This window comes from Nonomuraea sp. NPDC059194 (genome assembly GCF_042754765.1).
In the GTDB taxonomy this organism is placed as follows: Bacteria; Actinomycetota; Actinomycetes; order Streptosporangiales; family Streptosporangiaceae; genus Nonomuraea.
In genome coordinates this window covers 1-13,191 of the sequence record NZ_JBHZBH010000005.1, presented here as the reverse complement: position 1 = coordinate 13,191, position 13,191 = coordinate 1, and the positions used below count along the sequence as shown (strand labels likewise).

Sequence of the window (13,191 nt, the reverse complement as noted above, 5' to 3'; positions counted from 1 at the left end):
CTCAACGGGATTTGTCCCCTAAACCGGGAAATTGAGTGATCGCAGCACTCCGGAGCGTCACGCCGTCAGCCGGTGGGCGCCCTTGGCGGGGGTGGCGGTCAGGAAGCGGGGCTCCTTCCAGCCGCGCTCCGCGTAGGCCGCCAGCACCGACTCCTGTACGGCAGGCACCCGTTCCTCCGCCACCAGCGCGATCGCCGACCCGCCGAACCCGCCGCCGGTCATCCTGGCCCCGCGCGCCCCGCCCCGGATGGCGGCCTCCACCGCGACGTCCAGCTCGGGCGCGGACACCTCGTACTGGTCGCGCAGCGACAGGTGTGAGGCGTTGAGCAGGGCCCCGATCTCGGCGACCGCCCCGGCCCGCAGCAGGCCGATGACCGCCTCGACCCGGTGGTTCTCCGTGACGACGTGCTGGACGCGCTGGCGCTCGTCGCCCTGGAGCACCGACAGCGCCCCCGCCAGGTCGGTCACGTCGCGCAGGGCGGCGACGCCGAGCTTGCGGGCGGCCGACTCGCAGTCGGCGCGACGCTTGGCGTACTGGCCGTCGGCCAGCTCGTGGTGGACGCCGGTGTCGATGACGAGCATCCGGAACCCGTGCGCGGCCAGGTCGAGCGGGATGTTGCGGAAACCGAGCGAACGGCAGTCGAGGAAGAGCGCCTTGCCCTCCTCGCACAGCGCCGAGGCCGCCTGATCCATGATGCCGCACGGCATGCCGACGAAGTCGTTCTCCGCCTTCTGGCCGAGCAGCGCGATCTCCATGGGGGTCAGGCCCAGGCCGTACACCTCGTCGAGGGCGGAGCCGATGACCACCTCCAGGGCCGCGCTGGAGCTCAGCCCCGCGCCCGCGGGCAGGTCGCCGTCGATGACGATGTCGGCGCCCTGGGTGCGCGAGCCGAGCATGGCCAGGACACCGACGACGTAGCGGGTCCAGCCCGTGGCGGACTCCCATGAGGTGATGACCGCGGGCTCGCCGGGCGACTGCATCGACATCAGCCTGATCGTGCCGTCCGTGCGCGGGCTGAGCGCGGCGGTGATGCCCCACGGCACCGCGAAGGGCAGCACGAAACCGTCGTTGTAGTCGGTGTGCTCGCCGATGAGGTTGACGCGTCCGGGAGCGCGCCACACGGTCGCCGGCTCGGCGGCGTAAGCACCACGGAAAGCTTCAACAACGCGCATAATCGAACACTCCTCAACAACGGCTCGACCGTAGACTAGCGCGATGGAGGAGATGAGGGATCCCCGGCTCGGGACGGTCAGGCTCTTCCTCAAACACGACGACAACAAGGCCCGCAAGCTCAAGTACAACCTGGGCCACCCGCGCGTGCTCAGCTTCGGCGGCGCCTACTCCGGCCATCTGCGCGCGCTGGCCAGGGCCGGCATGGAGCACGGCTTCGAGACGATCGGCGTGGTGCGCGGCGAGGAGCACCTGCCGCTCAACCCCTCGCTGGCCTTCGCCACGGCGTGCGGGATGCGCCTGACCTACCTCGACAGGGCGGCCTACCGGCTCAAGCACACCCCGCAGGTGCTCGACAGGCTGCGCGAGGAGTTCGGTGACGTCGCGATCCTGCCCGAGGGCGGCAGTAACGCGGCGGCGGTGCGGGGCTGTGCCGAGCTGCCCGGCGAGATCGACCTCGACTACGACGTGATCTGCTGCCCCGTCGGCACCGGCGGCACCCTGGCGGGCATCGCGGCCGGGCTGCCCGAGGGCAGGCGCGCGCTCGGCTTCGCCGTACTGAAGGGGGCCGCCTTCCTCAACGACGAGGTGGCCAGGCTCCAGCGCGAGGCCTACGGCGCGGCGACCGGCAACTGGTCCATCAACCTCGACTACCACTTCGGCGGCTACGCCAAGGCCTCGCCCGCGCTCGACCCCTCCTTCGAGCAGGTCTACGTCGCCAAGATGATCTACGGCATCCTCGACCTGGCCGAACGCGGCGCCTTCGCTCCCGGCAGCCGCGTCGTCGCCGTCATCACCGGTCAGCTCTCAACCCCCGTCGTGCCGTGTGGCATGCCGACCGGCTTCGACTCGGCCAACCCGCACTGGCGCAGATAAATCGACAGCATCACCATCGAGGCCAACGCGAGGGCTGGCCATTGAATGACCAGATGAGTATATTTGGTCAAACAATGGAGGTGACCATGGCTCGTCCACCGGCGGATCCGGCGCGGCAACGGGAGCGGGCGCACCGCATCCTCGACGCCGCGGCCGGGCTGATCCACCGTTTCGGCTACGACAAGACCACGATCGACGACATCGCCAAGGCGGCAGGAGTCGCCAAGGGCACGATCTACCTGCACTGGAAGACGCGCGACGCGCTGTTCGCCGCCCTGCTGCGGCGCGAGCGGGTCCAGCTGCTCCACGACGTACGGCAGAGCGCCCCCACGACCCTGCACGACCTGCTCCGCGCCCTGGCCGGTGAACTGCTGCGCAGGCCGCTGATGAGGGCCAGCCTCGTCGGCGACTCCGAGGTGCTGGGCAAGCTCACCCGCGACAGGGGCGAGGAGGGCGACCTGCCGATGGGCGGGCTGTTCCGGACCTACGTCGAGGCCCTGCGCGAGCACGGCGCGCTGCGCGCCGACCTGACCACCGCCGAGCACCTGACGGTCCTCTTCTCGACGCTCTACGGGTTCCTGACGGTGCGGCGCTACCTGCCCGACTCCATGAAGGCGCCGGAGGACCGGCTGGCCGAGCTGCTCGCCGACGCGGCCCGGCGCGCGGTGGAGTCCGGCGAACCGGGCGACGCCGAGGCCGTCGCCAAGGCGACCCAGGGCTACCTCGACGCCGCCCTGGAGATCGCCCAGGACAGACTGCGCGCATCGCTCGACAAGGAGGTCTGACGTGAGGGTGCTTCCACTCGACGACGACGCCGCGACGCTCGAGGTCGCGGGCGGCAAGGGCGCCTCCCTGGCCCGCCTGGCCAGGGCGGGGCTGCCGGTACCCGCCGGATTCCACGTCACCACCGACGCCTACCGCGAGTTCGTCGCCCCCTTCCACGACCGGATCCTCGACGCGCTCGACGAACCCTCGGTGATCGCCGGCCTGTTCGCCGAGCACGAGATGCCGCGGGAGAGCGCCGAGGCCATCCGCGAGGCCTACGAGGCGCTCGGCGACGACGTCCCCGTCGCCGTGCGCTCCTCGGCGACCGCGGAGGATTTGCCTGACATGTCCTTCGCCGGGCAGCAGGACACCTACCTCGACATCCGCGGCGACGCCCTCCTCGACGCGGTCAAACGCTGCTGGGCCTCCCTGTGGACCGAGCGCGCCATCGCCTACCGCGCCCGCAACGACGTCCCCCACGACCAGGTCGCGCTCGCCGTCGTCGTCCAGGAGCTGGTGGCGGCCGACGCGGCCGGAGTCGTGTTCACCGCCAACCCCGTCACCGGCGCCCGCGACGAGATCGTCGTCAACGCCGCCTGGGGGCTCGGTGAGGCCGTCGTCGGCGGCCAGGTCACGCCCGACACGCTCGTGGTCAAGGACGGCGTCGTCACCGAGGAGCGCGTCGCCGACAAGACCGTCATGACAGTGCGGACCGGCTCCGGCACCCGCGAGGAGCCCGTGCCCGAGGAAAGACGTCGCCTGCCCGTGCTCGACCGCCCGCAGGCCGTACGGCTGGCCGCGCTCGCGACCGACATCGAGCGCCTGTACGGCACGCCCATGGACATCGAGTGGGCGCTGCGCGACGGCCGGCCGTACATCCTGCAGGCCCGCCCGGTCACCGGCCTCCAGCAGGAGGTCGAGGAGTGGAACGACAGCCGCGACAGCGGTTACCTGTGGACCGCGGGCAACCTCGGCGAGGCCATTCCCGACGTGATGACCCCCGCCACCTGGTCCTTCGTGCAGATCTTCATCCGCGAGGCGATGTCGGCCTCCACGCTGCCCGGCTTCGACCTCGTCGGCAACATCGGCGGACGCTTCTACATGAACCTCAGCGCCACCGTCTCCGTCGCCAAGGCGCTCGGCATGGGATCCAGGCTGAGCGCGGTGGAGCAGGTCTTCGGCAAGTTCCCCACCGGCCTGGACATCCCCCTGCTGAAGACCTCGCGCTGGAAGATCATCAAGCTGACCCTGCCCATGGCCGTCCGCATCAGGAAGCGCGTCAGGGACAACCTCGCGGCCATGCCCGCCTTCCTCGCCACCGCCCGGCAGCGCAACGAGGACCTGCGCGCCGCGATCCAGTCGGCGGGGAGCGGCGCCGAACTGGCCGACCTCTGGGAGCGCGAGCTGCTGCCGTACTTCGTCACCGCCTGCGGGATGCTGGAGGCCGCAGGACGGCAGGGCGGCGCCACCCTGGTCTGGACCCGCGACAAGCTGCGCACGATGATGGGCGAGGTCGACGCCGAGGCCATGCTGACCGGCGTCAACGCCGACGGCTCCGAACTGGCCAGCCTCGGCCCCATCATCGGCCTCGACCGGCTGGCCAAGGGCGAGATCACCCGCGAGGAGTTCGCGCTCGCCCACGGGCACCGCGGACCGCACGAGTTCGAGGTCTCCCGCCCCAGACCCGGCGAGGACCCCACGTGGATCGACACCCAGCTCGCCGGGCTGTCGACCGCGCGGGCCGACACCGGCGCGCTGCTGGCCAGGCAGGCCGCCGCCCGCGACGCGGCCTGGGCCAGGTTCGCCCAGCGATACCCGGGCAAGGAACGCGCGATGCGGGCCAGGGTCGCCCGCTGGAACGCCGTCGTCCGCGACCGCGAGACGACCCGCTCGGAGGTGATCCGCGCGTTCTGGGCGCTGCGCGCCTTCGTGATCAGGGCGGGGGAGCTGACCGGGCACGGCGACGACCTGTTCTTCCTGCCCGTCGAGGAGATCCTCGCCGTGCTGCGCGGCGCCGAGCCCGCCAGGATCGCGGTACGGCGGGCCACCTACGAGCGTTACGCGGCGCTGCCGCCGTACCCGACGCTGATCGTGGGCCCCTTCGACCCCGTCCGCTGGGCCGCCTCGCCCGACCGCCGCGCCGACCTCTACGACGCGCGCGGCCGCGCCTACGAGGTCGCCGACGCGGTCACGGGCTTCCCCGGCGCGCCCGGCGTCGTCGAGGGCGTGGCGCGGGTCCTCGCGGGACCCGAAGACGGCGAACGGCTCCAGCAGGGCGAGATCCTCGTCACCACGCTCACCAACATCGGCTGGACGCCCATGTTCCCCCGCGCCGCCGCCGTCGTCACCGACATGGGAGCCCCGCTCTCCCACGCCTCGATCGTGGCGCGCGAACTCGGCATCCCGGCCGTCGTCGGCACCGGCAACGCCACCATGCGGATCAAGGACGGCGACCGCGTCAGGGTCGACGGCGAGCGGGGAACGGTCGAGGTTCTGCCAAGTTGACCTTCCGCCCGCGCCGCCTCGGCCAGGATGCCTGCCATGACAGAGGAGGAGCGGGAGCTCGAAGCCAGATGCGAGGCCTACCGCAGGGCGCGCCAGGACCTCGACAGGACGGGACCGTTCGACCTGTGGCGGCCCCCGGACGAGGAAACGCCCGCCTGATCCTGGGATCGGGCGGGCGCTTCCCCACGTGTGCGAACCGGTGTGCAGGTCGCCTCTCGGCGAAAGGCGCAACACGGCTCCAGCCGGACGGTATTCCGTGAAGGCAATAGGTGAGGCCCGGGGACACTGGGCACACCGGCCACGATGCATGTAACCACGCGGGCGTGGCATCCATTCCCGGGGCGTTCTGTCCTGGAGCGCAGGGATGCGGATCTATGCTGGCAAGCGCGAGTTTTTGTGGGAGACTGCACTTTCGCAGGGGGCGGTAGCTCAGCCGGTCAGAGCATCGGACTCATAATCCGTGGGTCGTGGGTTCAAGTCCCACCCGCCCTACTCAGATTGACCAGGAATCCAGCCGCTGAGCTGGGGTTTCTGTCTCGTACGGTGTACATCACACATGCAGCCGCGGGCCGCCACAAGCAGCCGTATGCCACTGTTCGCGGAACATACGCGGAATGGATTCCGGCATGTTCCCGCAGGTCGGGATACGCATCCGAGGCAGGTTCCGGAACATGACGAAGGACCCCGGGGGAGTGCTCGGGGTCCTTCGTGGTATCCGTCGGTCATGCGGCTAGAGCCCGCAGTATGCGGCGGTTGGCCACTTCACGTTGCCCGTCGATGCACTTGGCGTAGACGCGCAACAGGACATCCACGCCGTGTCCGGCCCGTTCGGCAGCCTCAGGGCGCATGAACCCCCGCGTTCAGCCAGAGGGAGACGGCCGCGTGCCGCAGGTCGTACGGCCTGCCCGCCAGCGGTGAGGCGACCTGGTCGGGCGTGAACGCATAGGTTCGCGCCTCCTGCCAGACCTGGGACACGGCCGAACCGGAGAAGGAACGGCCCGTGCTCGTACGGAACAGTCGCCCATCGTCGGCGGCGCCGTGGTCCCTGATGTGCGCGAGCAGGATGGCGACGAGCTCGGGAGGGATGGGGACGAGCCTGGTGGCCTTGTCATCCCGGTGCTTGAGGCCGCGGTCGTCGTGGGTCTCGCCGGAGTCCGTGTACCGCTTGATGCTCTCCGGCCGGGTCTTCTCCAACGTGAGGAGTCCCCACCCCTTCTTGGGGAGGAAGCAGTCCTTCAGCCGCAGTCCTGCTGCCTCACCGGGGCGAAGGCCGCCGAAGTACATGCACGCGAACATGGCCGTCATCATCAGCCCGCGCGAACGTCCCACGTAGGTCACGGAGGTGAGGAGTTCGCGCGCCTGGACGGGATTGACGACCGAACGGCGGTCGATCTCGCCGGTTACCTTGACCTTGCGGAGCTTGACCTTGTGGAGCGGGTTTGCCGAAAGTTCTTCCAGCTCCACGGCGTATTCGAGGACGTGGTGAAACACGGCTCGCTTGCGGCGGTAGGTCGACGTGGCCGCCGGCTTGCCGTCCATGCGGAGCGAGAGCGCCTCCAGGACAGCGCGCGTGTGCTTGGCCTCCTCCAGGGCGTTCAGCTGTAGCGACGCCGCTTCGATCCACCGGACGGCCTTAGCGATCTCGGGTGACGGCGTGGGGCGACGATCCAACGGGAGGAACGAGTACTCCCGCAGCGCCTTTCGGATCACCTCGTCGTCGGGACGGCCCGCAGTGTCCGCGCTGAGGATGGGCGTGATGTTGGCCAGCGCATCGGTCATGCCCTCGCGGGACTTGGCCGCCGCGTGAGGCCACCAGGCGTGGACGTAGGCGACCGCGAAGGAGTACCAGGTGCGCGCGTCCTTGGCCTTGACCATCGACACCGGAAGGCCGCTGTCTTCGTCGAACGCCTCCCCGTTCTTGGCCGCCTGGCGGAGGGACGACAGGAAGCTCTCGGCCAGCCCCTTGGTCTTGAACGTGGAGGACTTCTCACGGTTGCCGACCGTCCAGCGCACGGTGTGAGAGACGATGCGCGGCTTCTTGCCCTTGCCGTCATTGCGGGTGTTGGTGCGGATGTCCCAGAACTTGACCTTGTACGAGGTGTCCATGCTGCACTCCGGAGGGATGCGAGCCAGGCGTTGAGGTCGCTGCGGTAGATGCGGAGTTCGCCGTTGGGCAGGCGGATGCCTTGCGGCGCTTTGCCGATCTCGCGCCAGCGGTAGAAGGTTCGGCGGGAGATACCGCCGAGTTCGTCGAGGACCTGGGCGACGGTGAGCAGTTCGTCTCTCTTCAAGCAGCCACCACCTCAGTTGCCGAAAGATCTGTGTCGTCTGCTTGGGCTTGGTGTTCGGCCAGGAGTGCGCGCCAGCGTTGGCGGTTGGCGATCTCGATCAGCAGCCGTTGGCCGAGCGGTGGAAGGTCGGGGTCGCCGGGTGGGATGGGTCGCCAGGTGTAGCGGTTCGGGTCGGTGCCGGCGGTTGCCGAAAGACCGAGGGTTTCCAGGACCCAGGCGCGGCGGTCGGCGCGGTGGTCGGTCAGGGTCTTGTTCGACCACTTGCGGGAGACCAGGACGCGGCGGCCCGGGTAGCCGAGGTGTTCGGGCTTGTGGCCCTTGCCCCGGCACTGTCCGGGAGCCTGACCCGGCTTGGCGCCCTTGGGCTGGACGCCGTAGCGCAGCCAGTTCGGGCAGGTGGGCGAGCACGGCTCGTAGCGCAGCGCGTCTGCCATCCGGTCGGCGTGGTCCTTCTGGCGCGGGTTGTCCGGGTCGCAGGTTTCGGCGATCGACTTGGTGAGGTACTTGGTCAGGTAGTGCTTGATCAGGTGGTCGGCGCGTTCGGTGCCGCCGAGCACGCCCTTGGCGTCGACCTGGTTGCCGAAGGTGAGCACGTGCAGCGGCTCGGCGTCCTCGTCGGCCAGGGCGTCGAGGGCTTGGTCCCAGGTCGGGAGTACCTCACCGGTGCGGGGGTCGAGATAGCCGACCTCGTCTTCCCAGACGGGAAGGGTGTCGCCGTCGAAGACGACGTGGTCGGTCGGGGGCCACCAGACCTGGTGGTAGGTGGCGGCGGCTATCTGCTTGATCTCGGCTCGGGAGAGGGTGCCTCGCATGGCGAGGTGCAGGTGTGGGGCCAGCCGCTTCTGTGGTTCGACGGTGGCGAAGTACTGCACGTCCCAGCCAGCCACCCGCCGCAGGTTCTGCACGAAGCGGTCCACGAGCTTGGAGAAGTGCAGGGCATCGCGGGCGGCCCGCCGGTAGTCGTAGGCGGCCGGGTCGACCGGTGCGCCGTCGAGGATGCGGCCGTAGGACGGCAGGGTGAGCGTGATGAACATCGAAGGCCGGAACCGTTGGCCGTCCGGCGACTCGTAGACCCGCCCGAGGGTGCTGGACACCTTCTTGCGCTTGGGCAGGTCGGGGGCGTCCTGTCGCCGCCTGGTCGAGCGCCTACGGCCGGTCGGGGTCCTGCCGAGGACGCTGCCGCGCAGTCCCGAACGGCGTAGGTCGGCGTCGACCTCTGCCAGCGCGTCATCCCAGGGGGCGAGGTCTTCCCCGTCGCGTTCGGCCTGGTCGCGCAGGGCTTGAAGCTGTGCCCGCAACTCGACGAGGTAGCGCTGTTCGTCGGTCGGCTCGGTGGCGGGGATAACCGGCTCGTGGTCGAGGTGCCAGCCCTCCCGGCATTGCGCCTTGCGGAGCTGGAGGTTGCGCTTGGCGCACGGCGGACACTTGCTCTCCAGGGTGGCGCCGCACGGGATGTCGACGATCCGGGCGCTACCGGTGGTGGTGTCGAGGCAGCGCATCGGGACAGGGCGGATGCAGACGCCGAGGGAGATGGCGAGCTGGTCGACGACCTCCCGCGCGAGCGGCATCGCCATCCGCACCGCGCGGGGTGTCGAGCGATACGTGCACAGGCAGGCACGGCTCCGGGCCGTACACGAGCAGGCACTCCAGTTCGGGCCGCAGGTGGGCCACGACGTGTTCAACCTGGAGGAGCCGAAACTGCAACCTCTCCAGTTGGATCAACTCCGTCGCAGGCGTGGAAGGGAACTTCGCCACCCTCATGAAGATGTGGTTCATCAGAGAGAGCCCTGTCCGGAGCCTGCGCATTCGGCACACTGGACCTGCGACGCGCTTGAGCCGCGACCGTTCAGAGTGCGCGAGCCGTACGCCCTGCGGTCCTGTGCGTACCGCCACCCGGTGCCCCTACAGGCGGAGCACCGCGGCTTGCTCCCGTTGTCCATGACTGCCCTCCGTGCGATGGACGGGACGACTTGTAGCGGTGACACTAGATCGCGGAGCAACCCCTGACCCGGAAGGATTTTCCGGGGTCCCCGAACCCATCCAGTGAGGGCGGAGCGGGCATGCGCGGTATGACAGATCACCTGACCATTGGCGAGCGCGTCGCGTGGTATCGGCGACGGCGAGGACAGTCCCAAGAAGTCCTCGCGGGCTTGGTGGGCCGGACCGTCGACTGGCTCAGCAAGGTTGAGAACGACCGCATCGAGCTTGACCGGCTGTCTGTCATCAAGTCCTTGGCGGTCGCCCTGGACGTATCGCTTGGCGATCTTCTCTCTGAGCCGTCATGGCTGGAGTGGACGCCCGAGAGCGGAGATCGAACCGTTCCGGCACTCCGCGCCGCGATAACCGACTATCGCCAGCTTTCACCCTTGATCTCCCTGGTCGAGGCGCACGAACCGGCGAGCCTCTCAGACTTGGAGTCCGAGATCGCTGATATCTGGGACGCCTACCAGGAATCCCGATACGGCCTCGTCATCAGGCGGTTGCCCGCCCTGCTCACCGAGGCCCAGCACGCCGCCAGGACATATGACGGGGACGGGCAGCTTCGCGCTCAAGCCCTGCTCGGGCAGGCGTACCACGCCGCCGCCACCATCCTGGTGAAGATCGGTGAAGCCGATCTGGCCTGGATCGCGGCCGAGCGAGGTCTGACGCACGCGCAGAGCTCCGGCGATCAGATCGTGATCGCTTCACTGTTCCGCTCGGTCACCCATGCCTTGCTCTCCACAGGCCGCTACGACGCCGCAATACATCTCACCAGCGACGTTACCGGCCTGCTGGATGGACAACTCGGCGACGCTTCGCCCGCGCTGCTCTCAGTTCACGGGACGTTGCTGCTGGCCGGGTCCATGGCTGCGGCCCGAGCTGAGGACCGGTCGACCGTGCGCGCGTTCCTGGCGGAGGCAGACCAGTCCGCCAGCAGGCTCGGAGGGGACGCCAACCACGTGTGGACCGCGTTCGGTCCCACCAATGTGGCCATTCACCGCGTCGCTACGGCGATCGAGCTCGGAGACGTTCAGGTCGCCGTCGACGTTGGCCCCGACCTCGACACCAGCGCCCTACCGATCGAGCGCCGTGCCCGACACGGTCTCGCTGTTGCCCAGGCGTTCAGCATGTGGAACCGCACGGACGAGGCGCTTGGCGCGATACTCGCCGTCGAGCGCATCGCCCCCGAGCAGATACGCCACCACTACCTGAGCCGCCAACTTGTCCTCTCCTGGATACGCCGCCAGCGAGGCAAGCCCAGCCGTCCCCTTGCCGACCTCGCGCGGCGTCTCCATGTCGCATGACGGCACCCGATGAACCCCGTATGGTCGAGATCATGAGCGACCAAGGGACCACTCCACCGCCCATGGCCACGGCCCGAGCAGCCGCAGGCGCTCTGTTCTTCGACGAGCATGGACGCGTGCTGCTGGTGAAGCCGACCTACAAGTCGTACCGCGACATCCCCGGTGGCTACGTCGAGCCGGGGGAGACCCCGTTCCAAGCGTGCGTGCGCGAGGTTCAGGAAGAACTCGGCATCCAACCGCCCATCGGGGACCTCCTCGTCGTTGACTGGGCACCCCACCCCAAAGAGGGCGACAAGATCCTGTTCATCTTCGATGGCGGACTACTCAGCCCCGAGACCCTCGACAAGATCACATTCGGAGACGGGGAGTTGGCAGGCTACGAGTTCCACGCAGTCGAGGAGCTGGACGGCCTGATGATCGAGCGACTGGCCAGCCGGGTCGCTTCCGCCATCACCGCCCACAACATCGGGCGAACCCTGTACCTGGAGCATGGTCGCACGCTGCCGACGTAACTTGCAGATCTTGCTGAATTGTTCTTTTAGGGATCAAGGCGGCGGCTGCGCCGCCGCAGCGCGCGGCCCTCCCCGCGCGAGCGTGCGGCCTGGGGGCCGGTCTCGCGCGGGAGCCGCACGCCGGACAGCGACAGTCGGCCAGTGATCTCACAGACTCAGCAGATCACCCGAGGTGCAGCAGCAGGACCCGCGCAGGTCAAAGAGCATGCCTCCGGCGGGGACTCAGCTCCGGGATGATCGCGATGCCGTCCGATCGGGTAGTCGGTGGCTGAGGTGAGCCTGATCGTCCCGCCCGCCACGTCCAGGCAGAGCCCAGCAGACCAGCCCTTACGCGTCAAGCCCTTGTCTCTCTGACTGTCGTAGGCCGGGTAACCGAGGAAGCATCACTGATCAGCGGCAGTCGAAGAGACAAGGGCTTGACTCTCCAGGTCTGGCCCGCTGCCGCTTCGCGGTGGACGAGGCAGACGGGAAGATCAGGCAGGGGAGGAAGTGAGGGTCCGAGCGTGGGGCTAAGATCACGCTCATGCGCGGCGGGTACAGCGAGCCACTGGCGATGCTCGGATTTGTGCTGGGGATGCTGATCATGCCAATCGCTGGTCAGTGGGCTAGCCCTGACAGCCGGGTACATGAGGCCCTTGCCATGTGCGAGGCGCTGTTCATGGTGGCATTCCTCGTGGGTCTGGCTCGCTATCTGTTCCGAGGCTTCCGATGGCTTGCCCGCGCACTACGGCCACGCGACCCGGAATCACCGACCTGATGATCGCCACCGCGTGCCATAGCCGTGCCAGTAAAGGCGGTCAGCCTCGGGGAATCACAGGGAATGACGGACAGTACGAAACCCGCCGTGACCAGCGCCGCAGCACTTCAGGCGATCATGGCGGGACGTCTTCCAAACTAGCTACGAGGTTGCCGCCAGATGGTTGGCCAATGGCCGTTCTGCTTCAGGAGCCGTTTCGCAGCGTGCTGTGTGGCTTGAAAACTGGACCGCCCGACGGCGATCTCCCTGAGCAGACCGGCAAAGAGCCCAACTTCATCATTGGTCACCCACGCCAGCGCTCGTGAGATCCAATACTCGGACGGCCCCGAAAGCCCGCATTGGATGACCGTCTGCAGGGCTTCAGCGATGTCTGGATCATCTGGACCAAGCGCCTGTCTGGCAAGCCTCTCCACCTCGTCCCGAGGCCTCTCCAACAGCGGTAAGAGCGCCAACCTCGACAAGGCGAAGGTTGTATCCACCCCAGAGTTTCGCGACTCGACATTCCAGATGGTCCCGTTGACGAGCACCAGCCACGGACCATCCGACTTCACGGCCACAACCCTGCGCACGGAACCAGATCCCACACCCACCAGCTTGGCACGCCGCCCCAGCAAGATCCGGAACATATCCGGAATGATCAACAAGGCCGAGCCCGCGGCCACATGAGTTCCCGCAGCTCGGTAGCAGAGCGATGGGTGATAACAGCGATCCACTCATAATCCGTGGGTCGTGGGTTCAAGTCCCACCCGCCCTACTCATTCCCATCGCGTTGACGTGGGGTTTCTCGGTTCTTCTCCGCCTCGCCGCGAGCCGAAGAGCGCGAGTGGTCGCTCACTGAGTCGCTTGTGAGCGGAACCGGGGCGAGCGAGATAGATTTTGGTGTGGATCATGGTGCCCTCGGCGACGCCGCACGCGGGGTGGACACTCTTCGCTCCCTAGTACTACATGGCTAGATCGCACGAGGTGATCGATCGGTTTCCCTGCGCGAGAAGGCTGGGGTATGTGACTGTGCTGGCGTGCCCCAGCCTCA

Annotated in this window: 11 protein-coding genes, 1 tRNA gene and 1 pseudogene; 7 read left to right on the top strand and 6 right to left on the bottom strand. The window is 68.3% G+C overall.

What is annotated here, in order from left to right; genetic code table 11:
* Nucleotides 1–57 precede the first annotated feature (57 nt).
* Both galK and ACFXJ8_RS09030 read right to left on the bottom strand, forming a co-directional pair.
* Nucleotides 58–1,173: a galactokinase gene (gene galK / locus ACFXJ8_RS09035; protein ID WP_379643288.1), complete on the bottom strand. Its 1,116-nt coding sequence runs from the start codon at nucleotides 1,171–1,173 to the stop codon at nucleotides 58–60.
* A gap of 798 nt (nucleotides 1,174–1,971) precedes the next feature.
* Nucleotides 1,972–2,058 carry a hypothetical protein gene (locus tag ACFXJ8_RS09030; protein ID WP_379643546.1) on the bottom strand — a complete coding sequence of 29 codons (87 nt, stop codon included), beginning with the start codon at nucleotides 2,056–2,058 and terminating at the stop codon, nucleotides 1,972–1,974.
* 75 nt (nucleotides 2,059–2,133) lie between these two features.
* Between ACFXJ8_RS09030 and ACFXJ8_RS09025 the strand changes: the two genes are divergently transcribed.
* The 4 genes from ACFXJ8_RS09025 (at nucleotide 2,134) to ACFXJ8_RS09010 (ending at nucleotide 5,809) form a co-directional block, all read left to right on the top strand.
* Nucleotides 2,134–2,832, top strand: a complete 699-nt coding sequence (locus ACFXJ8_RS09025) for a TetR family transcriptional regulator (protein WP_379643287.1) — start codon at nucleotides 2,134–2,136, stop codon at nucleotides 2,830–2,832.
* A 1-nt stretch (nucleotide 2,833) separates the two neighbouring features.
* The gene (locus ACFXJ8_RS09020) at nucleotides 2,834–5,317 is read left to right on the top strand and encodes a PEP/pyruvate-binding domain-containing protein (RefSeq protein WP_379643286.1); all 2,484 of its coding nucleotides are present in this window, start codon (nucleotides 2,834–2,836) and stop codon (nucleotides 5,315–5,317) included.
* A gap of 36 nt (nucleotides 5,318–5,353) precedes the next feature.
* The gene (locus ACFXJ8_RS09015; RefSeq protein ID WP_379643285.1) at nucleotides 5,354–5,476 is read left to right on the top strand and encodes a hypothetical protein; all 123 of its coding nucleotides are present in this window, start codon (nucleotides 5,354–5,356) and stop codon (nucleotides 5,474–5,476) included.
* A 259-nt stretch (nucleotides 5,477–5,735) separates the two neighbouring features.
* Nucleotides 5,736–5,809, top strand: a tRNA-Ile gene (locus ACFXJ8_RS09010).
* A gap of 345 nt (nucleotides 5,810–6,154) precedes the next feature.
* Here ACFXJ8_RS09010 and ACFXJ8_RS09005 read toward each other — a convergent pair.
* The 3 genes and pseudogenes from ACFXJ8_RS09005 to ACFXJ8_RS08995 all read right to left on the bottom strand — a co-directional run bounded on the left by ACFXJ8_RS09005 (nucleotide 6,155) and on the right by ACFXJ8_RS08995 (nucleotide 9,176).
* Nucleotides 6,155–7,423 (bottom strand): tyrosine-type recombinase/integrase, encoded by a 1,269-nt coding sequence (locus tag ACFXJ8_RS09005; RefSeq protein ID WP_379643556.1) that lies wholly within the window; start codon nucleotides 7,421–7,423, stop codon nucleotides 6,155–6,157.
* Nucleotides 7,423–7,608: pseudogene (locus tag ACFXJ8_RS09000) on the bottom strand (helix-turn-helix transcriptional regulator); the annotation flags it as partial. The pseudogene ACFXJ8_RS09000 and the gene ACFXJ8_RS09005, both read right to left, overlap by 1 nt.
* Entirely contained in the window at nucleotides 7,605–9,176 is a 1,572-nt protein-coding gene (locus ACFXJ8_RS08995) for a replication initiator (protein ID WP_379643284.1), read from the bottom strand. The pseudogene ACFXJ8_RS09000 and the gene ACFXJ8_RS08995, both read right to left, overlap by 4 nt.
* 501 nt (nucleotides 9,177–9,677) lie before the next feature.
* Between ACFXJ8_RS08995 and ACFXJ8_RS08990 the strand changes: the two genes are divergently transcribed.
* From ACFXJ8_RS08990 to ACFXJ8_RS08980, 3 genes are all read left to right on the top strand, one after another.
* Nucleotides 9,678–10,892: a helix-turn-helix domain-containing protein gene (locus ACFXJ8_RS08990; protein ID WP_379643283.1), complete on the top strand. Its 1,215-nt coding sequence runs from the start codon at nucleotides 9,678–9,680 to the stop codon at nucleotides 10,890–10,892.
* Between the two features lie 20 nt (nucleotides 10,893–10,912).
* A complete protein-coding gene (locus ACFXJ8_RS08985) occupies nucleotides 10,913–11,404 on the top strand; it encodes an NUDIX domain-containing protein (RefSeq protein WP_379643282.1) in 492 nt (163 codons plus the stop codon).
* A 523-nt stretch (nucleotides 11,405–11,927) separates the two neighbouring features.
* A complete protein-coding gene (locus tag ACFXJ8_RS08980; protein ID WP_379643281.1) occupies nucleotides 11,928–12,161 on the top strand; it encodes a hypothetical protein in 234 nt (77 codons plus the stop codon).
* A gap of 137 nt (nucleotides 12,162–12,298) precedes the next feature.
* Here the strand turns inward: ACFXJ8_RS08980 and ACFXJ8_RS08975 are convergent, their stop codons facing one another.
* Nucleotides 12,299–12,787: a hypothetical protein gene (locus ACFXJ8_RS08975; protein WP_379643280.1), complete on the bottom strand. Its 489-nt coding sequence runs from the start codon at nucleotides 12,785–12,787 to the stop codon at nucleotides 12,299–12,301.
* Nucleotides 12,788–13,191 lie beyond the last annotated feature (404 nt).